Genomic DNA, 18849 nt, shown 5'->3' with positions numbered 1-18849 from the left:
GCTTCTTGCGCAGAGTGCCGAACACGATCTCGTCCCAGCTCGGGACCGCCGCTCTGCGGCCCGGGCGGACGCCGTCGGCCTCCGCCTGGCGGTCGGTCGCGCCGATGAGGCGGTCGCGGTGGCTGGCCACCGAGCGCGGCATGAGGACGTCCGCGTAGGCGGACCCCGCCGAGGCCGCGGGAGCCGGGGGCTCCTCCGCCTCGGGCTCCGGGTCGGGCTCCTCGACGGTCGCCGTCTCGGACGGCCGCTCCGGTACGACCATGTCGCCCCGGAAGCTCGGCACCGCCTCCAAGAGGCTGGTCAGCGAGTCCCGTTCGGCGACGGCCTCCTCGACGGGCTCGGCCGGGGGCAGGCTCGGCCGGTCGAGGGCGCGGTCCAGCGGCCGGTCGCGCGGCAGCCGGGCGATCCGCGGCACGAACGGGAAGCTCGGCTCCGGCGCGGCGAGGTCGTCGGACTCGCCGATCAGCGAGCGGGCCTCCTCGTCGACGGCCTGGACGAGCCGCCTGGGCGGGTCGTAGGTCCAGCTCGCCGAGTGCGGTTCGCCCGCGACGCAGTAGACCAGCAGCACCTCCCAGGTGCCGTCGTCACGGCGCCAGGAATCCCACTGGACGGTGTCCCTCTCGGCGCCGCGCAGCAACAGCCGCTCCTGCACGGCCTCGCCGAGCTGCGGGCCCGCGTTCTCGCCGGGCCGGCGGACCGGGGTCTTGCGGGCTCGTTCGGCCATGAAGGCGCGCTCGGCGAGCACGGGGCCCTCGAAGCGCCGTACACGGTCTACGGGGATGCCTGCGAGCTGGGCTACCTCTTCCGCGGTGGCACCCGCGCGTATACGCGCCTGGATGTCGCGGGGACGGAGATGGCTTTCGACCTCGATCTCGATCTGACCGAGGCGGGGACGGTCGCCGCGCACCGCAGCGCGCAGCCGCTCGTCGATCGGAAGCGTGTACTCCGTTGAGTCGGCAGCCTTCAGCACCAGCCGTGTGCCGTCATTGGAGACGGCCACGACACGCAGTTCGGGCATGGGGACCTCCCGGGTGGTGCCTGCCGACGTCACGTGCGTCGCTGCTTCCGCTAGTCGAGTGTGGCCTGCCCGGGTGCAGCCTGCCACAACCTTGCCGAGTTGCCCGGCGTGTCGGGCACGGGCCCTGGATCGCCGTTATGGCACGGTTACCTATTCGCAACGCTAAGTGACCAACTCCGTCACCCTGTGCAACTGGCCCCCTTCCGGCCGCCCTTGAAGGCCACGGACGCCCAGGCGGGAGACCGGACCCAGGGCTCGCAACAGTACTCCATTTGGGCCACGTGCGTGGATTGGCACGCCACTCAACTTCGTTCAAGAAGTGATGTCCGGCCGCCCGTTGAGCGGTTCAGGGATCTTGGACGTGGCGCACTTCACGCAATATCCAGAAACGGAACGGCCGGTGCCTGCGCTACGGACCCAACACCCTGCGCAAGTAGTCGTTCTGGAAGCGGCGCTCGGGGTCGAGCCGGTCCCGCAGCGCGGTGAACTCGCCGAAGCGCGGGTAGACGCCGTCGAAGTACTCGGCGTCGCGCGTGTGCACCTTGCCCCAGTGCGGGCGCCCCTCGTGCGCCGTGAAGATCCGCTCCGCCGCCGTGAAGTACGCCTGGTACGGCGTCCCCTTGGCCATGTGGACGGCGATGTACGCGCTGTCCCGGCCGGACGCGGTGGACAGCGTGATGTCGTCCGCGGGCGCGGTGCGCACCTCGACGGGGAAACTGACCCTGAGGCCCGAGCGCTCGACCATGGCCTTCAGTTCCCGCAGTGCCCCGACCACGGCCTCGCGCGGGACGGCGTACTCCATCTCCACGAACCGCACCCGGCGGGGCGAGGTGAAGACCTTGTACGGGATGTCGGTGTAGGTCCGCGCGGACAGCGCCTTGCTGGAGATCCGGGCTATGGAGGGGATCGTGCCCGGCGCCGCCCGGCCCACCCACTGCGCCACCTGGAAGACCCCGTTGGAGAGGAACTCGTCCTCGATCCAGCCCTTGAGCTGCGGCACCGGCTGTTCGGGCCCCGCGCTGCGGTTGTTGCGCTTGGTGTTGGTGGAGTCGGTGTGCGGGAACCAGTAGAACTCGAAGTGTTCGTTCTCGGCCCAGAGTTCGTCGAAGGTGCCGGCGACCTTCTCGAAGCTCATCGGCTCCTCGCGGGCGGTGAGCAGGAAGATCGGCTCGACGGCGAAGGTGATCGCGGTGACGATGCCGAGCGCGCCCAGGCCGATCCGCGCGGCCGCGAAGACCTCCGGGTTCTCCTTCTCGGAGCAGCTGAGCACCGACCCGTCGGCCGTGACCAGCTCAAGTCCCCTGATCTGGGCGGCTATCGAGGCCGACTCCCGGCCCGTGCCGTGGGTGCCGGTACTGGTGGCCCCCGAGACCGTCTGCTCCATGATGTCGCCCATGTTGGTGAGCGACAGCCCCTCGCGCGCGAGAGCCAGGTTGAGCCTCTTGAGCGGGGTGCCGGCCTCCACCGTGACGGTCATGGCGTCCCGGTCGATGTTGCGGATACCGGTCAACAGTTGAGGGCGGATCAATACACCGTCGGTTGCCGCGATCGACGTGAAGGAGTGCCCGGTGCCGACGGCCTTCACCTTCAGACCGTCCTCGGCGGCCTTCCGTACGGCAGCCGCCAGCTCGTCGACCGAGGCGGGTGTGACCTCCCGCGCGGGACGGGCGGCGACCGTGCCGCCCCAGTTACGCCACGTGCCGTTCTTCCCGCTCGCTGCCGTGCTCAACGGTTCCTCCCCGACGTGGAGCCGGCCTGCTGAGCCGGCGGTACCCCAGGAAACCGACCGCGACCGCGACGGCCCCGGACACCGCCGGAACCCCGTACCCGGCCCGCGCACCGGCCGCGTCGATGACCCAGCCGGCGATGGAGGAGCCGAGGGCCACCCCGACCGCCAGCCCGGTACTGATCCAGGTCATGCCCTCGGTCAGTTGCGCGCGTGGTACGTGCTGCTCGATCAGGGACATCGTCGTGATCATCGTCGGAGCGATGGACAGACCCGCAACGAACAGCGCCACGGCCAGAAACGGCAAGTTTCCGACCAGTAGGAGGGGGATCATACTCACGGCCATGGCGCATATGCCCAGGAGCCAGCGTCGCTCGGGCGCTCCCGAGAAGCGCAACAGCCCGAAGACGAGGCCCGCGACGCACGAGCCCGCCGCGTAGAGCGCGAGGACCACGCTCGCGGCCGCCTTGTGACCCTGTTCGTCGGCGAAGGCCACGGTGACCACGTCCACCGCCCCGAAGATCGTGCCGGTCGCCACGAAGGTGGCCACCAGGACCTGGAGACCGCGCGAGCGCAGCGCCGAACCGCCGCTGTGCTCGGTGCGCGGATGCGGCGCCGGCTCGGTGGCGCGCTGCGCGGTCAGCCAGAAGACGCCGATCGCCAGGAAGCAGGCCGCGAGCAGCGGGCCCGCCTCCGGGAACCAGGCCGTGGACAGCCCGATGGAGATGATCGGTCCGAAGATGAAGCAGACCTCGTCGACGACGGACTCGAAGGAGTACGCGGTGTGCAGCTGCGGGGTGCCGCGGTACAGGGCCGCCCACCGCGAGCGGATCATCGCGCCGAGGCTCGGCACCGCGCCGATGCCGACGGCGCACACGAACAGCACCCAGTCCGGCCAGCCGAAGTGCGCGGCCAGCAGCATCCCCGCGGCGGCCACGAGCGCGACCAGGGTCGCCGGGCGCAGCACCCGCCGCTGGCCGTGCAGGTCCACCAGGCGCGAGACCTGCGGTCCGATCGCCGCGGCGGCCAGCGCGATGGTGGCCGACAGCGTGCCCGCGAGCCCGTACCTGCCGGTGAGCTGCGAGATCATCGTCACCACGCCGATGCCCATCATCGACAGCGGCATCCGGCCGACGAAGCCCGCGGCGGAGAAGCCCTTGGAGCCGGGGGCGGCGAACAGGGCGCGGTAGGGGCTGGGCACAAGGGGCTCCGGTCGGACGGTGAGCGGGGACTCGGGCTTCCGTACGGCACGAACGAGTAAGGCGCGAACGAGCCTCATACAGCTTACGAGTGAGGTGACCCTAACGCACCCGTCCGAACGGCCCGGGAACCCGGGTGGTCACCCCGCCGTTTCCCGGCTGTCAGTACCGGATGACAGGATCGACCCATGCGAGACGCGCTCGACGCCACCCCCTACGACGCCCTGCTCCTGCTCTCGTTCGGAGGCCCCGAGGGCCCGGACGACGTGGTCCCGTTCCTGGAGAACGTGACGCGGGGGCGCGGCATCCCCAAGGAACGCCTGAAGGAAGTCGGGCAGCACTACTTCCTGTTCGGCGGGGTCAGCCCCATCAACGACCAGAACCGCGCCCTGCTGGACGCCCTCCGCAAGGACTTCGCGGACCACGGCCTCGGCCTGCCGATCTACTGGGGCAACCGCAACTGGGCGCCCTACCTCACCGACACCCTGCGCGAGATGGTCGCCGACGGCCACCGCCGGATCCTGGTCCTCGCCACCAGCGCCTACGCCTCCTACTCGGGCTGCCGCCAGTACCGCGAGAACCTCGCCGACTCGCTGGCCGCCCTGGAGGCCGAGGGCCTGGAGCTGCCGTCGATCGACAAGCTGCGGCACTACTTCAACCACCCCGGCTTCGTGGAGCCGATGGTCGACGGGGTGATCGCGTCCCTCGCCGAGCTCCCCGAGGACGTCCGTGACGGCGCCCACATCGCCTTCTCGACCCACTCGATCCCGACCGCGTCCGCCGACACCTCCGGCCCGGCCGAGAGCCACGGCGAGGGCGGCGCGTACGTCGCCCAGCACCTGGAGGTCGCCCGGCTGATCGCCGACGCGGTCCGCGAGCGCACCGGCGTCGACCACCCCTGGCAGCTCGTCTACCAGTCGCGCTCCGGCGCCCCGCACATCCCGTGGCTGGAGCCCGACATCTGCGACCACCTGGAGGAGCGGCACGCGGCCGGCGTCCCGGCCGTGGTGGTCGCGCCCATCGGCTTCGTCTCCGACCACATGGAGGTCCTCTACGACCTCGACACCGAGGCCAAGGCCAAGGCCGAGGAGCTGGGCCTGCCGATGCGCCGCTCGGCGACCGTCGGTGCCGACCCGCGGTTCGCCGCCGCGATCCGCGACCTGGTCCTGGAGCGCGCCGCGGCCGAGCGCGGCCAGGAGGTCACCCCCTGCGCCCTGGGCGCCCTCGGGGCGAGCCACAACCTCTGCCCGGTCGGCTGCTGCCCCGCCCGCGCCCTCAAGCCCGCCGCCGCGGGCGCCGACAGCCCGTACGCGTGAGGAGCGCCGTGACCGACCCCCTGCACGCGGAACTGCTTCGGCTGGCCCAGGAGGCGGCCCGGCGCGCCGGCACCCTGCTCCGGGACGGCCGCCCGGCCGACCTCGCGGTCGCCAGGACCAAGTCCAGCCCCATCGACGTGGTGACCGAGATGGACATCGCGGCGGAGAAGCTGATCACCGACCTGATCTCCGAGCACCGCCCGGACGACGGCTTCCTCGGCGAGGAGGGCGCCTCCACCGAGGGCACCAGCGGGATCCGCTGGGTGATCGACCCGCTCGACGGCACCGTCAACTACCTCTACGGGCTGCCGACCTGGTCCGTCTCCATCGCGGCCGAGCAGGACGGCGAGACCGTCGTCGGGGTCGTCGCGGTGCCGATGCGCGGGGAGACCTTCCACGCGGTCCGCGGCGGGGGCGCCTGGGCCACCGGTGCCTGGGAGGGCGAGCGCAGGCTGGCCTGCCGTCCGGCGCCGCCCCTGGAGCAGGCCCTGGTGTCGACGGGCTTCAACTACGTCAGCGAGGTCCGCACCCACCAGGCCGAGGTGGCCGGGAAGCTGATCCCGCTGCTCCGCGACATCCGCCGCGGTGGATCGGCGGCGGTCGACCTGTGCGACCTGGCCGCGGGCCGCCTCGACGGCTACTACGAGCGCGGCCTGAACGCCTGGGACTACGGGGCGGGCGACCTCGTGGCCCGGGAGGCGGGCGCCCTGACCGGCGGACGCCCCGGAGAGCGCCCCAACCCGGCCCTCACGGTCGCGGGCACCCCGGGCGTCTTCGAGCCCCTCCAGCGGCTCCTGGAGGACTTCGGAGCCTGGCACGACTGAGGCCGCCGTACGAAAGAACGCACAGGCGGACCCCGTACGAACAAGAGGTGAACGCGGCCGCACGCAGACGGAGCGGACCCCCGGCGCTGGATTCGCCGGGGGTCCGCTGTCGTGCCGCGAAGCCGATCAGACGCTAGGCGCCGACCTCCACACCGTGCTCGGCGGCGAGGCGGCGCAGGTCGTCGAGCTCGCCCTGCTCCACCTCGACGAGGAAGTCGTCGCCCTCGTTGCGAGCCCGCGTCAGGTCGGTCTCGGTCGCCCTTATGCGCTGCAGAAGTCCTGCGGTGAATGCGTCCATGCTGCGCCCCCTCGTCCTGGGTCGTGGGTCGGTGGCACGGGGGTGTGCCGGTCGAAAGGGGCGATCACGTCTCTTGCGGGTGCCCAGCGCTGCCCTGCCGGGCGGCGACGGTGCCGGACACCCACGCCCGCTCTGGACAAACGGGACCGCGTCGTGCCGCATGGTGGTACGGCACATGCAGAGCGTGATCGCGGGGTGTAAAGCCGTCCTCCCCCCGCTCCTTCCGACGGAAACCTCAACCGCGCGAGAAAATCCCGCATTCCCGCTCTCACACCCGTCTTTCAGCTGCCCCTCATCCGCCTTACCGCCGACTTATGGCCGAAAAGGGCAGGATGGAGAGCAACACTCACCCGAACTCCCTGCCCGTGCGTGCCCGAAGCGCGCTACGCGGGTGGACACAGGAAGGACAAGCGACGTGCGCGTACTCGTCGTCGAGGACGAGCAGCTGCTCGCCGATGCGGTGGCCACCGGACTGCGCCGGGAGGCCATGGCCGTCGACGTCGTGTACGACGGTGCGGCCGCCCTGGAGCGCATCGGCGTCAACGACTACGACGTGGTCGTCCTCGACCGTGACCTCCCCCTCGTCCACGGCGACGACGTCTGCCGCAAGATCGTCGAACTCGGCATGCCCACGCGCGTGCTGATGCTCACGGCCTCCGGTGACGTCAGCGACCGTGTCGAGGGCCTGGAGATCGGCGCCGACGACTATCTGCCGAAGCCCTTCGCCTTCAGTGAGCTGACGGCACGCGTGCGTGCCCTCGGCCGGCGCACCAGCGTGCCGCTGCCGCCGGTCCTGGAGCGCGCAGGGATCAAGCTCGACCCCAACCGCCGCGAGGTCTTCCGCGACGGCAAGGAGGTCCAGCTCGCGCCGAAGGAGTTCGCCGTCCTGGAGGTGCTGATGCGCTCCGAGGGCGCCGTCGTCTCCGCGGAGCAGCTCCTGGAGAAGGCCTGGGACGAGAACACCGACCCCTTCACCAACGTCGTGCGGGTGACCGTCATGACCCTTCGCCGCAAGCTCGGCGAGCCCCCGGTGATCGTCACCGTCCCCGGCTCGGGTTACCGGATCTGATATCCCGTGGCCTCGACTCCCGCTCCTCCCCAGGCACCCCCGAAACCCACCTGGGACCCCAGGCGGCCGGCCCCGCAGCTGCCCTGGCTGCGCCCGACCATCCGGATAAGGCTCACCCTGCTGTACGGCGGCATGTTCCTGATCGCCGGCATCCTGCTGCTGTCGATCATCTACCTCGTCGCCGCCCAGGCGCTGAACGTCGGCAGCAAACTGCCCTTCGAGATCAACTCAGGCAGTGTCACCAGCGACATCTGCCGCAACCTGCCCTCGAGCGGCACCCCCGAGGTCATGAACAAGGCCATCAACGCCTGTGTCAACGACCAGCGCCAGCACGCCCTCGACGACCTCCTCAGCCGTTCCCTGCTGGCCCTGCTCGGCCTCGCGATCATCGCCTTCGCCTTCGGCTACGCCATGGCGGGCCGCGTCCTGTCGCCGCTCGGCCGGATCCTGCGCACCGCCCGCGCGGTGGCGGGCTCGGACCTCTCCCGCCGTATCGAGCTGGACGGCCCGGACGACGAGATCAAGGAACTGGCCGACACCTTCGACGACATGCTGGAGCGCCTGGAGCGGGCCTTCACGGCCCAGCAGCGCTTCGTCGGCAACGCCTCGCACGAGCTGCGGACACCGCTGGCGATCAACCGCACGCTCCTGGAGGTGCACCTGTCCGATCCCGGTGCGCCGGTGGAGCTCCAGCAGCTCGGCAGGACGCTGCTGGCCACCAACGAGCGCAGCGAGCAGCTCGTGGAGGGCCTGCTGCTGCTCGCCCGCAGCGACAACCAGATCGTCGAGCGCAAGCCTGTGGACCTCGCCGAGGTCGCCGAGCAGGCGGTCGACCAGGTGTACGCCGAGGCCGAGGCCAAGGGCGTGGCGATCCGCGGCGAGCGCAGGACCGCGGTCGTGCAGGGCAACGGCGTCCTGCTGGAGCGCATCGCCCTGAACCTCGTGCAGAACGCCGTGCGCTACAACGTGCCCGAGGACGGCTGGGTGGAGGTCACCACGGAGGTCCAGCACGGCCACGCGGTGCTCACGGTCTCCAACACGGGCCCGGTCGTGCCGGCGTACGAGGTGGACGATCTCTTCGAGCCCTTCAAGCGGCTGCGCGGCGCCGACCGCACCGGCAGCGACAAGGGCGTCGGGCTCGGCCTGTCCATCGTGCGGTCCGTGGCGCGGGCGCACGGCGGGCACATCGCGGCTCAGCCGCGCGAAGGGGGTGGGCTCGTGATGCGAGTGACCCTGCCGGTCTGAGACCATGGCCCCCGCACTGAGATCGACACACAAAGATGTTCGCTTTGCGCGGAATTTTCTGGGCACCCGACGGACTGTTCCGTGTGTGATCGATCACAAGGGAGATTTTCCGGCCATCTACTCTCAGTGATCATGCACCCTGTCGGAAAGCCGGGAAAATCCGGGTTTTCAGGGGTCCTGATCACGGGAAGTACACGGTGAGACGCCTTTGAAGTGCGGGATTCGGACCGTGTACGGTCCCGATCGCCATCCAACCCGATCACTCAAGAGGAGTCCGGTTGGGTGTCGATTGAGTAACAGACCTTGATGTGAGGCAAAATCTCCGCCTCGGGTCGGGCACAAGTCCGGCCTCTCACGCGTTACGTGCGCTGGAGACACCGCAGACACCCAGAGGGGGAGAGCGACATGGCAACGGATTACGACACCCCACGCAAGACCGACGACGACGTCGACTCGGACAGCCTTGAAGAGCTCAAGGCACGTCGCAACGACAAGTCGACGTCCGCTGTCGACGTCGACGAGTTCGAGGCCGCCGAAGGCCTGGAACTTCCCGGAGCAGACCTCTCCAACGAGGAGCTGGCCGTCCGGGTGCTGCCCAAGCAGCAGGACGAGTTCACCTGCATGAGCTGCTTCCTGGTGCACCACCGCAGCCAGCTGGCCCGCGAGAAGAACGGCCAGCCGATCTGCCGCGACTGCGACTGAGGGCGGGTCGGGCATGACTGGCTCGACCCCTCCTCGGAAGCGCCGCTTTCCCCTGCGGAAGGCGGACCAAGGGCCGTCCGGCGGCCCTCAGCGCGCGCGTGAAGACGAGCGGGGCTCTTTCGATCCGGGAGCCTCGCTCGAACCGGCGGCCGACCGGGCCGACCTCCCGGTACCGGCCGATACGACCAGGACGCCTCCTCCCGTCGCCAGACGGCGTGGGGCGGCGATCCGGGACAAGGCCCGGGAAGGGGTCCGCAAGGGCGGCAGCCGGGCCAGGGCGGGCCTGGCGTACCTCACCGACCGGATCATCGAGAACGCCCCGCGTGTCCCCGTACGGGACCTCGCGACCCTCCGCCGCCAGTTCCCCGGCCTGGGACCCGAGGAACTCGCCGACAAGCTCGTCACAGGCGCCGCGAGCGCCACCGCGACGGTCGGAGCGGGGGTCGGTGCGGCGGCGATGCTTCCCGTGCCGCCGGCGATGCCGACCGAACTGGCCGCCGAGATCACCGGCGTGGCCGCGATCGAGCTGAAGCTGATCGCCGAACTGCACGAGGTCTACGGCGTACGGCCGCCCGGGAACCTCAGGGAGCGCAGCACCGCGTATCTGAACTCCTGGTCCGGGGAGCGCGGGATCGACGTGAGGAAGCCGTCGACGTTCAACACCGCCGTGAGCGGCCCCATGAAGCAGCAGCTGCGGCAGCAGATCATGAAGCGGATGATCCGTGATCTGCCGAACCTGATGCCGTTCATGGTCGGCGCGGCCGTGGGGGCGGTCATGAACCGCCGCGACACCAGGAAGCTCGCCGAGCGCATCCGCCAGGACCTGCGCAGGATCCAGGTGCCGTGGGACGCGCTGCCCGATCTGCCCGCCCTGGAGGCGCCGGCGAACCCGCTGGAGCTGGAGGGGTAAGACTTCCGTGAGACTTCGGGCGCCCCGGTGAGAACGCGGGCTTCACCGCTGGGTGAAGCCCTGCACGAATGTCCTAGGCGGCGGCGGTGCGGGCCGCATTCAGCGCCTCGGCCAGCCGCTCCGGCTCCCGGGTCGACAGGTACAGGTAGGGCGTCGGGTCGGCCGGATCGGTGACCTCGACCTTCAGCGCCCTCGGGATGTAGGCCCGCAGCAGCAGGAAGGCGCGGGTGTCCGCCTTGTACGTCCGCCAGGCCCGGGCCTCCTCCGGGTCCAGGACCTCCGCCTCGCCCAGCGCCGACACCGGGATCTTCGCCTCACCCGCGATCAGCGAGTCACCCACCACACGGATGCGCAGCGAGCCGTAGGAGCTCGCCATGACCGCCGCCGCGGCGGTGCCGCCGACCAGGCCGCCGAGCAGCGGGAGCGTGCCGAAGGGGAGCAGGATCAGCGCGAAGGCGACCCCGACCAGGAGGGAGATCAGCCACCAGGAGCGGGGGGCGGTGAGGCGTTCGTCGTACGGGACGGCGGAGGGCTGCATGAAACAAGCTTGGCACGGTGTCCTGATACCCCCGACGCGCGGGTAAGGTCTGCGCCTGTGAGTGGTACTTCCCCGGCTCTCAAGCCTCCCGCCGACGCGGCGCAACCTGTGCGACACCCGGACGCTCCCGCGCCCGGTGAGCTGCTCGGTGCGCACTACGGCCAGTGTTTCGGCTGTGGCGGCGAGCAGCCCCACGGGCTGCACCTGGAGGCGCGGGCCGGCGAGGGTGTCTCGGTCACCGCCGAGTTCACCGTGCGCCCCGCCCATCAGGGCGCTCCGGGGCTCGCGCACGGCGGGGTGCTCGCGACCGCCCTCGACGAGACCCTGGGCTCGCTCAACTGGCTGCTGCGCACGATCGCCGTGACCGGCCGCCTGGAGACCGACTTCGTGCGGCCGGTGCCCGTCGGCACGGTGCTGTACCTGGAGGCCGAGGTGACCGCGGTGGCCGGGCGGAAGATCTACTCGAGCGCCACCGGCCGGATCGGCGGCCCCGAGGGGCCCGTCGCGGTCCGCGCGGACGCCCTGTTCATCGAGGTCAAGGTGGACCACTTCATCGACAACGGCCGTCCGGAGGAGATCCGGGCCGCCATGGACGACCCGGACCAGGTCCGGCGTGCCCGTGCCTTCGAGGTGAACCCGTGAGCCGTGACCCCCTGAACGTGCTCATCCGGCGCGTCGACCCCGACGTACCGCTTCCGGCGTACGAGCACCCTGGTGACGCCGGGGCCGATCTGCGGACCACCGAGGCCCGTGAACTCGAGCCGGGGGAGCGGGCCGTGCTGCCCACCGGGGTGTCTGTGGCGCTGCCGGAGGGGTACGCGGCCTTCGTGCACCCCCGATCCGGCCTCGCCGCCCGCTGCGGTGTCGCTCTCGTGAATGCCCCGGGGACGGTTGATGCCGGGTACCGTGGGGAGATCAAGGTGATCGTGGTGAATCTCGACCCGCACGAGTCGGTGCGGTTCGAGCGCTTCGACCGGATTGCCCAACTCGTCGTCCAGCAGGTCGAGAGGGTCCGCTTCCAGGAGGTCGCGGAGCTTCCCGCATCGGCGCGGGCCGAGGGGGGCTTCGGGTCCACCGGCGGTCACGCCGCCGTGGGCGACGGGGGCGATACAGGCGATGCGGCCGCCATGGGCGGTCATACGGGTGGGAATCGATACGCTTCGGTCGTATCCGACCGGGAAGGACAGTGACGTGTTCGGACGTCGCAAGAAGAAGGGTGCCGCCGAGGACGCGGCCGGCGAGGCCGAGCAGGTCGTCGACAGTGTCGACACTGAGGCGGACGACGTAGAGCGCGAGCGCGTACGGCTGGAGCCGGAGCCGCGCCCCGACGGGCCCTGGGACGACACCGAGGTCCGCGACCCCGCCGAGGGCCGGGTCGACCTGGGCGGTCTGTTCGTCCCGGGTGTCGACGGCATGGAGCTGCGGGTCGAGGTCGCGGGCGACGCGATCGTCGCGGCCACCGTCGTGCTGCGCGACAGCGCCATCCAGCTGCAGGCCTTCGCCGCTCCCAAGCGCGAGGGCATCTGGGGCGAGGTGCGCGAGGAGATCGGCTCCGGCATCACCCAGCAGGGCGGCATCGTCGACGAGGTCGAGGGTCCGCTGGGCTGGGAGCTGCGTGCCCAGGTGCCGGTGCAGCTGCCGGACGGCACGGGCGGCTTCCAGGTCGTGCGGTTCGTGGGCGTGGACGGTCCCCGCTGGTTCCTGCGCGGTGTGATCTCGGGCCAGGGCGCGGTGCAGCCGCAGGCGGCCGGGCTCTTGGAGCAGATCTTCCGGGACACGGTCGTGGTCCGCGGCGAGGGCCCGATGGCGCCCCGCGACCCGATCGTCCTCAAGCTGCCGAACGACGCCCAGATGGTCCCCGAGGGCGTCCAGCAGCAGGAGGAGGGCTCCCGCTTCTCCGGCGGGATGGGCCAGCTCCAGCGCGGACCGGAGATCACCGAGGTCCGGTAGACGAGCAACGTCGAGGCCTGAGGGCCGTACCTCGTCATGGGGTGCGGCCCTTTCGCATGCGCGGACCCTTGACGGCCGATTGGTCTGTACCTACGGTCTCCGCTCAACGCCTCTGTTCATAAAGGCGCTTTCCGTTCATATACGAGAACGAAAGGCCCCCCACGCATGCGCAGAACCGCTCTTCTCGCCACCGTCGCGGCCCTGGCCGCCGGAGCTCTCGCGGTGCCCGCCGACGCCGCTCCCGCCACCTTCGTCCATCCCGGAGTCACCGTCTCCCAGGGGCAGTTGGACTTCGTCCGCGGCAAGGTCAACGCCGGCGCCCAGCCCTGGAAGGGCGCCTTCGACCAGATGCTGGCGAGCAGGTACGCCGATCTGAACCGCACGCCGAAGCCGCGCGCGGTCGTCGAGTGCGGGTCGTACTCGAACCCCAACTACGGCTGCACCGACGAGCGCGAGGACGCGATCGCCGCGTACACCGACGCGCTCGCCTGGTACATCACCCGGGACGACCGGTACGCCAAGAAGGCCATCCAGCTGATGGACGCCTGGTCGGCGGTGATCACGGACCACACCAACAGCAACGCACCCCTCCAGACCGGCTGGGCCGGCTCGACGTGGCCCAGGGCGGCCGAGATCATCAAGTACACGTACACCGGGAGCTGGGCGAACTCCGGGCGCTTCGCGACCATGCTCCGCTCCGTCTATCTGCCGGAGATCATCAACGGCTCGAACTCCAACGGGAACTGGGAGCTGTCGATGATGGAGGCCGCCGTCGGCATCTCCGTCTTCCTGGAGGACAAGGCGTCGTACGACAAGGCGATGGGGAAGTTCCGGACCCGTACCGCCGCCTATGTGTATCTGGAGTCCGACGGCGCGCTGCCGAAGACCGTGCCGAGCCAGAACCTCAACACCCGGGAGAAGATCGTCAATTACTGGCAGGGGCAGTCGACCTTCGTCACCGGGCTCACCCAGGAGACCTGCCGGGACTTCACGCACACCGGGTACGGCGTCTCCGCGATCTCGCACGTCGCCGAGACCAGTCGCATCCAGGGGCAGGATCTGTACGGCACCGATGTGGGCGAGCGGCTGCGGCAGGCGCTGGGGTTCCAGGCCAAGTACGAACTCGGGACGGCCGTGCCCAGCTGGCTCTGCGGAGGGTCGCTGAAGCTCGGGCTCGGGCCGGTCACCGAGGTCGGCTACAACGCCCTGCACCATCGGCTTGGCATGGGCATGACCAACACGCAGACGCTGACCGAGCGGAACCGTCCGGCGGGCAGCAACAATCTCTTCGTGGCGTGGGAGACGCTCACGCATGGGGAGAACCCGAGCTGAAGGCGTTGAAGGCCGGGCGCCGTACGGTGATACTGGCGCCCGGTTTCACGGGAGTTCAGGGGTTTCACGGTTCACGGGGGAGGACGTATGACGCAGACGGTCACCGAGACCATGGTGCGGGTCGAGGACATCCACAGGTCGTTCGGAGAGGGGGCCGGCGCGGTGCACGCGCTGCGCGGGGTGTCCTTCGAGGTGCCGCGCGGGGAGCTGGTGGCCCTCAAGGGGCGGTCGGGCTCCGGGAAGACCACACTCCTGAACATCGTCGGCGGGCTTGACCGGCCCGACCGGGGGCGGGTGGAGCTCGACGGGGTCGATCTCGCCGGACTGGACGAGGACGGGCTGCTGGCGCTGCGCCGGGACCGTATCGGCTTCGTCTTCCAGTCCTTCGGGCTCATCCCGATCCTCACGGCGGCGGAGAACGTCGGCGTCCCGATGCGGCTGCGGCGGGCCGAGGCACGCGCGCGTGAGGAGCGCGTCGAGCTGCTGCTGGCCCTGGTCGGTCTCTCGGACCACGCGAAGCAGCGCCCCGGGGAACTCTCCGGCGGCCAGCAGCAACGCGTCGCCATCGCCCGCGCCCTCGCCAACAACCCCTCCCTCCTCATCGCGGACGAACCGACCGGCCAACTGGACGCGGAGACCGGCCACGCCGTGATGGAACTGCTGCGGGCCGTCGTACGCAGTGAGAACGTGACGGCGCTGGTGGCGACGCATGACGCGACGCTGCTGGATCTGGCGGACCGGGTGCTGGAGGTGGGGGACGGGGTGATCGTGGGGGGCTGAGGGGGCTGAGGGGTCACGTCGGAGGCGAAGGGGGATCCGGGGGCTTGAGTTCGCGGTTCTGGCTGGGGCGCGGGTGAAGGGGGCCGTGGGCGAGTCCCTGCGGGTCGGGGTGCGAAGGGTGCTGTGGGCGAGTCCCCGCGGGTCGTGGCCGGTGTTGCCGGTGCGGACCGGGCGGCCCGCTGGGACGTGGCATGGTCCGGCGGGGGCGGTGTGGCGGCCAGGCCGCGGACACAGCGGTGGCCGCGATTGGCTGTGACGCGTGCAGGGCCGGGCGGTGCGTCTCGATCTCGGTGCGACGAGAGCGGGCCGCGATGAGGCGGGCATCTTTGGTGCAGCGCGCGTGCGACGGTCGGACCGGCGGAGCGGCGACCCACCTTGAGGGGGCTCGCCACCCCGGCTGGGGCCTGCGTCGCGGTCGGCTCCCCGCGCCCCCGGCGTCAGAGGCGCCCCCCGGCCACGGTCCCCGCCTCCGGCGTCAGAGCCGCTCCCTCGGCCGCGCCCCTGGCGTCAGACGTCTCCGGCCACGGCCCCCGGCGTCAGGCCCGCCCCCCGGCACGCCCCCGGCGTCAGACGAGCCCCCAGCCACCCCCCGCGTCAGAGTTGCGTCAAAGACCTCCCCGAGACCCGTCCCGGACCCCTTTGTCGGGATTGTTGGACGTAAGGTCGGCGCTGCGCAGGTACACGGTGGGCGGAAGACAATGGGGACATGGGACGCGGCAGGCTTCGGATCTATCTCGGTGCGGCACCCGGGGTCGGGAAGACGTACGCGATGCTGTCCGAGGCGCACCGCAGGGTCGAGCGGGGGAAAGACTGTGTCGTGGGCTTCGTGGAGCATCACGGGCGGCCCCGCACCGAGGTGATGCTGCACGGGCTGGAGCAGATCCCGCGCCGGGAGATCGAGTACCGGGACGCCGTCTTCACCGAGATGGACGTCGACGCCGTACTGCGGCGGGCCCCCGCCGTCGCCCTGGTGGACGAACTCGCCCACACCAACATCCCGGGCTCCCGCAACGCCAAGCGCTGGCAGGACGTGGAGGAGCTGCTGGCGGCGGGGATCGACGTGGTCTCGACGGTGAACATCCAGCATCTGGAGTCGCTCGGCGACGTCGTCGAGTCGATCACCGGGGTGCGGCAGCGCGAGACCGTGCCCGACGAGGTCGTACGGCGCGCCGACCAGATCGAGCTCGTCGACATGTCGCCCGAGGCGCTGCGGCGCCGGATGGCGCACGGCAACATCTACCAGCCGGACAAGGTCGACGCCGCGCTCTCCAACTACTTCCGGCCCGGCAACCTCACCGCCCTGCGCGAGCTCGCCCTGCTGTGGGTGGCCGACCGCGTCGACGAGTACCTCCAGCAGTACCGCAACGAGCACCGCGTCTCACGGATCTGGGGTTCCCGGGAGCGGATCGTGGTCGGGCTGACCGGCGGGCCGGAGGGGCGGACCCTCATCCGACGGGCCGCGCGCCTGGCCGAGAAGGGCGCCGGCGGCGAGGTCCTCGCCGTCTACATAGCGCGCAGCGACGGACTCACCTCCGCCTCGCCCAAGGAACTCGCCGTGCAGAGGACCCTGGTCGAGGACCTCGGAGGAACCTTTCACCATGTGGTCGGCGACGACATACCGGCCGCGCTGCTCGACTTCGCGCGCGGGGTCAACGCCACCCAGATCGTCCTCGGCTCCTCCCGCCGCAAGACCTGGCAGTACGTCTTCGGACCCGGCGTGGGCGCGACGGTGGCGAGGGAGTCCGGGCCCGACCTGGACGTGCACATCGTCACCCACGACGAGGTCGCGAAGGGGCGTGGACTGCCGGTGGCCCGCAGCGCCCGGCTCGGACGGGCCCGCATCCTGTGGGGGTGGCTGGTCGGCGTGGCGGGACCGGTACTGCTGGCCGTCCTCCTCAGCGCCGTCGACCTCGGCCTCGCCAACGACATGCTGCTGTTCCTCGCGGTCGTGGTGGCAGCGGCCCTGCTCGGCGGACTGTTCCCGGCGCTCGCCTCGGCCGCGGTCGGCTCGCTGCTGCTGAACTACTTCTACACACCGCCCCTGCACCGCTGGACCATCGCCGACCCGAAGAACATCGTCGCCATCGTGATCTTCGTGGGCGTCGGCATCTCGGTCGCCTCCGTCGTCGACCTGGCGGCCAGGAGGACCCATCAGGCCGCTCGGCTGCGCGCCGAGTCGGAGATCCTGTCCTTCCTCGCCGGGAACGTCCTGCGCGGCGAGACCGGCCTGGAGGAGCTCCTGGAGCGGGTCCGGGAGACCTTCGGCATGGAGTCGGCGGCCCTGCTGGAACGGGCCGGCGACACCGAGCCCTGGACCTGTGCGGGCCGCTCAGGACTCGGGCCGTCCGTGGAGCGGCCGGAGGACGCCGACGTCGACATGCCCGTGGGGGATCACATGGCGCTCGCGCTCACCGGCCGGGTGCTGCCCGCCGAGGACCGCAGGGTGCTGGCCGCCTTCGCCGCCCAGGCCGCCGTCGTCCTGGACCGCAGCCGCCTCCAGGAGGAGGCCGACCGCGCCCGCGCGCTCGCCGAGGGCAACCGCATCCGTACGGCGCTCCTGGCGGCCGTGTCGCACGATCTGCGGACCCCGCTGGCCGGCATCAAGGCGGCCGTCTCCTCGCTCAGGTCCGACGACGTGGCCTGGTCCGAGGAGGACCAGGCGGAGCTCCTGGAGGGCATCGAGGAGGGCGCCGACCGGCTCGACCACCTCGTGGGCAACCTGCTCGACATGTCCCGCCTCCAGACCGGCACGGTCACCCCGCTCATCCGGGAGATCGATGTCGACGAGGTGGTGCCGATGGCGCTCGGCGGGGTGCCCGACGGGAGCGTCGAGCTGGACGTCCCGGAGACCCTGCCCATGGTCGCCGTCGACCCGGGGCTCCTGGAGCGCTCGGTGGCCAACCTCGTCGAGAACGCCGTCAAGTACAGCCCGGCCGGGCGGCCCGTCCGGGTCTCCGCCAGTGCCATCGCCGACCGGGTGGAGGTGCGGGTCGTCGACCGCGGCCCGGGCGTCCCCGACGAGGCCAAGGAACGCATCTTCGAACCCTTCCAGCGCTACGGCGACGCCCCGCGCGGTGCCGGTGTGGGACTCGGGCTCGCGGTGGCCCGGGGTTTCGCGGAGGCGATGAACGGCACCCTCAACGCGGAGGACACGCCCGGCGGAGGCCTCACCATGGTGCTGACGCTCCGGGCCGCCCACGCGCGTGTGGAGCTCCTCGACGCACCCTTCGCGGAAGCAGAACCCGAAAGGCAGGCCACATGACCAGAGTGCTGGTCATCGACGACGAGCCGCAGATCGTGCGCGCCCTCGTGATCAACCTCAAGGCGCGCAAGTACGAGGTCGACGCGGCGCACGACGGCGCCACCGCCCTGAAGCTCGCCGCCGCCCGCCACCCCGACGTGGTCGTCCTCGACCTCGGCCTGCCCGACATGGACGGCGTCGAGGTGATCAGGGGGCTGCGCGGCTGGACCCGGGTGCCGATCCTGGTGCTGTCCGCCCGGCACTCCTCCGACGAGAAGGTCGAGGCGCTGGACGCGGGCGCCGACGACTACGTGACCAAGCCGTTCGGCATGGACGAGCTGCTGGCCCGCCTCAGGGCCGCCGTGCGCCGCGCCGAGCCCACCGGGGGCGGCGAGGACGACGTCCTGGTGGAGACCGACGAGTTCACCGTCGACCTGGCCGCGAAGAAGGTCCAGCGGCACGGCCGGGACGTACGGCTCACGCCCACCGAGTGGCACCTGCTGGAGGTGCTGGTCCGCAACACCGGCCGGCTGGTCAGCCAGAAGCAGCTCCTCCAGGAGGTCTGGGGGCCGTCGTACGGCACGGAGAGCAACTACCTGCGGGTCTACATGGCCCAGCTGCGACGCAAGCTGGAGGCGGACCCCTCGCACCCCAAGCACTTCGTCACGGAGCCGGGGATGGGCTACCGGTTCGAGAAGTGA

At 71.0% G+C, this 18849-nt stretch carries 18 protein-coding genes; 13 read left to right on the top strand and 5 right to left on the bottom strand.

Annotation, left to right across the window (positions count from 1 at the left end; translation table 11 throughout):
* The 3 genes from sepH to ACFULQ_RS06040 form a co-directional block, all read right to left on the bottom strand.
* On the bottom strand, positions 1-1018 hold a 1018-nt coding region (gene sepH / locus ACFULQ_RS06050), incomplete at its 3' end, for a septation protein SepH (RefSeq protein ID WP_383538749.1).
* A 409-nt stretch (positions 1019-1427) separates the two neighbouring features.
* A complete protein-coding gene (locus tag ACFULQ_RS06045) occupies positions 1428-2747 on the bottom strand; it encodes a D-arabinono-1,4-lactone oxidase (RefSeq protein ID WP_383538747.1) in 1320 nt (439 codons plus the stop codon).
* Positions 2707-3945, bottom strand: coding sequence for an MFS transporter (locus ACFULQ_RS06040; protein WP_383538744.1), 1239 nt, complete (start codon positions 3943-3945; stop codon positions 2707-2709). Before ACFULQ_RS06040 ends, ACFULQ_RS06045 begins: the two co-directional genes overlap by 41 nt.
* Positions 3946-4131: 186 nt before the next feature.
* Between ACFULQ_RS06040 and ACFULQ_RS06035 the strand changes: the two genes are divergently transcribed.
* Together ACFULQ_RS06035 and ACFULQ_RS06030 are read left to right on the top strand one after the other, a co-directional pair.
* On the top strand, positions 4132-5259 hold the full coding sequence (locus ACFULQ_RS06035; RefSeq protein ID WP_383538741.1) for a ferrochelatase: 1128 nt from the start codon (positions 4132-4134) through the stop codon (positions 5257-5259).
* Positions 5260-5267: 8 nt separating this feature from the next.
* Complete coding sequence (locus ACFULQ_RS06030) at positions 5268-6083, top strand: inositol monophosphatase family protein (protein WP_383538739.1); 816 nt, start codon at positions 5268-5270, stop codon at positions 6081-6083.
* A gap of 133 nt (positions 6084-6216) precedes the next feature.
* Here the strand turns inward: ACFULQ_RS06030 and ACFULQ_RS06025 are convergent, their stop codons facing one another.
* Complete coding sequence (locus ACFULQ_RS06025) at positions 6217-6381, bottom strand: hypothetical protein (protein WP_330263955.1); 165 nt, start codon at positions 6379-6381, stop codon at positions 6217-6219.
* A gap of 415 nt (positions 6382-6796) precedes the next feature.
* Between ACFULQ_RS06025 and ACFULQ_RS06020 the strand changes: the two genes are divergently transcribed.
* From ACFULQ_RS06020 to ACFULQ_RS06005, 4 genes are all read left to right on the top strand, one after another.
* Positions 6797-7450 carry a response regulator transcription factor gene (locus tag ACFULQ_RS06020; RefSeq protein ID WP_007385219.1) on the top strand — a complete coding sequence of 218 codons (654 nt, stop codon included), beginning with the start codon at positions 6797-6799 and terminating at the stop codon, positions 7448-7450.
* A gap of 6 nt (positions 7451-7456) precedes the next feature.
* Entirely contained in the window at positions 7457-8695 is a 1239-nt protein-coding gene (locus ACFULQ_RS06015; RefSeq protein WP_383538736.1) for a sensor histidine kinase, read from the top strand.
* Between the two features lie 405 nt (positions 8696-9100).
* A complete protein-coding gene (locus ACFULQ_RS06010) occupies positions 9101-9397 on the top strand; it encodes a DUF4193 domain-containing protein (RefSeq protein WP_005481602.1) in 297 nt (98 codons plus the stop codon).
* 13 nt (positions 9398-9410) lie between these two features.
* Positions 9411-10307 (top strand): hypothetical protein, encoded by an 897-nt coding sequence (locus ACFULQ_RS06005; RefSeq protein WP_383538734.1) that lies wholly within the window; start codon positions 9411-9413, stop codon positions 10305-10307.
* A 73-nt stretch (positions 10308-10380) separates the two neighbouring features.
* Here ACFULQ_RS06005 and ACFULQ_RS06000 read toward each other — a convergent pair whose 3' ends face one another.
* Positions 10381-10845: a DUF3093 domain-containing protein gene (locus tag ACFULQ_RS06000; RefSeq protein ID WP_383538731.1), complete on the bottom strand. Its 465-nt coding sequence runs from the start codon at positions 10843-10845 to the stop codon at positions 10381-10383.
* Between the two features lie 57 nt (positions 10846-10902).
* Here ACFULQ_RS06000 and ACFULQ_RS05995 point away from each other — a divergent pair, with 57 nt between their 5' ends.
* From ACFULQ_RS05995 to ACFULQ_RS05965, 7 genes are all read left to right on the top strand, one after another.
* Complete coding sequence (locus tag ACFULQ_RS05995) at positions 10903-11487, top strand: PaaI family thioesterase (protein WP_383538729.1); 585 nt, start codon at positions 10903-10905, stop codon at positions 11485-11487.
* On the top strand, positions 11484-12035 hold the full coding sequence (gene dut, locus ACFULQ_RS05990) for a dUTP diphosphatase (RefSeq protein WP_383538727.1): 552 nt from the start codon (positions 11484-11486) through the stop codon (positions 12033-12035). The genes ACFULQ_RS05995 and dut overlap by 4 nt, the downstream gene beginning before the upstream one ends.
* A gap of 1 nt (position 12036) precedes the next feature.
* Positions 12037-12795, top strand: coding sequence for a DUF3710 domain-containing protein (locus ACFULQ_RS05985; protein WP_330263949.1), 759 nt, complete (start codon positions 12037-12039; stop codon positions 12793-12795).
* A gap of 165 nt (positions 12796-12960) precedes the next feature.
* The gene (locus ACFULQ_RS05980; protein ID WP_383538725.1) at positions 12961-14127 is read left to right on the top strand and encodes an alginate lyase family protein; all 1167 of its coding nucleotides are present in this window, start codon (positions 12961-12963) and stop codon (positions 14125-14127) included.
* Between the two features lie 87 nt (positions 14128-14214).
* The gene (locus ACFULQ_RS05975) at positions 14215-14907 is read left to right on the top strand and encodes an ABC transporter ATP-binding protein (protein ID WP_383538722.1); all 693 of its coding nucleotides are present in this window, start codon (positions 14215-14217) and stop codon (positions 14905-14907) included.
* A 706-nt stretch (positions 14908-15613) separates the two neighbouring features.
* Entirely contained in the window at positions 15614-18169 is a 2556-nt protein-coding gene (locus tag ACFULQ_RS05970; RefSeq protein WP_383538720.1) for an ATP-binding protein, read from the top strand.
* Positions 18166-18849, top strand: coding sequence for a response regulator (locus ACFULQ_RS05965; RefSeq protein ID WP_383538717.1), 684 nt, complete (start codon positions 18166-18168; stop codon positions 18847-18849). The genes ACFULQ_RS05970 and ACFULQ_RS05965 overlap by 4 nt, the downstream gene beginning before the upstream one ends.

Origin of the sequence: Streptomyces sp. NPDC057253, from assembly GCF_042669125.1 — a bacterium.
In the GTDB taxonomy this organism is placed as follows: Bacteria; Actinomycetota; Actinomycetes; order Streptomycetales; family Streptomycetaceae; genus Streptomyces.
The sequence above is the reverse complement of the archived record's forward strand: the minus strand, read 5'-3'. Positions and strand labels throughout refer to the sequence as shown.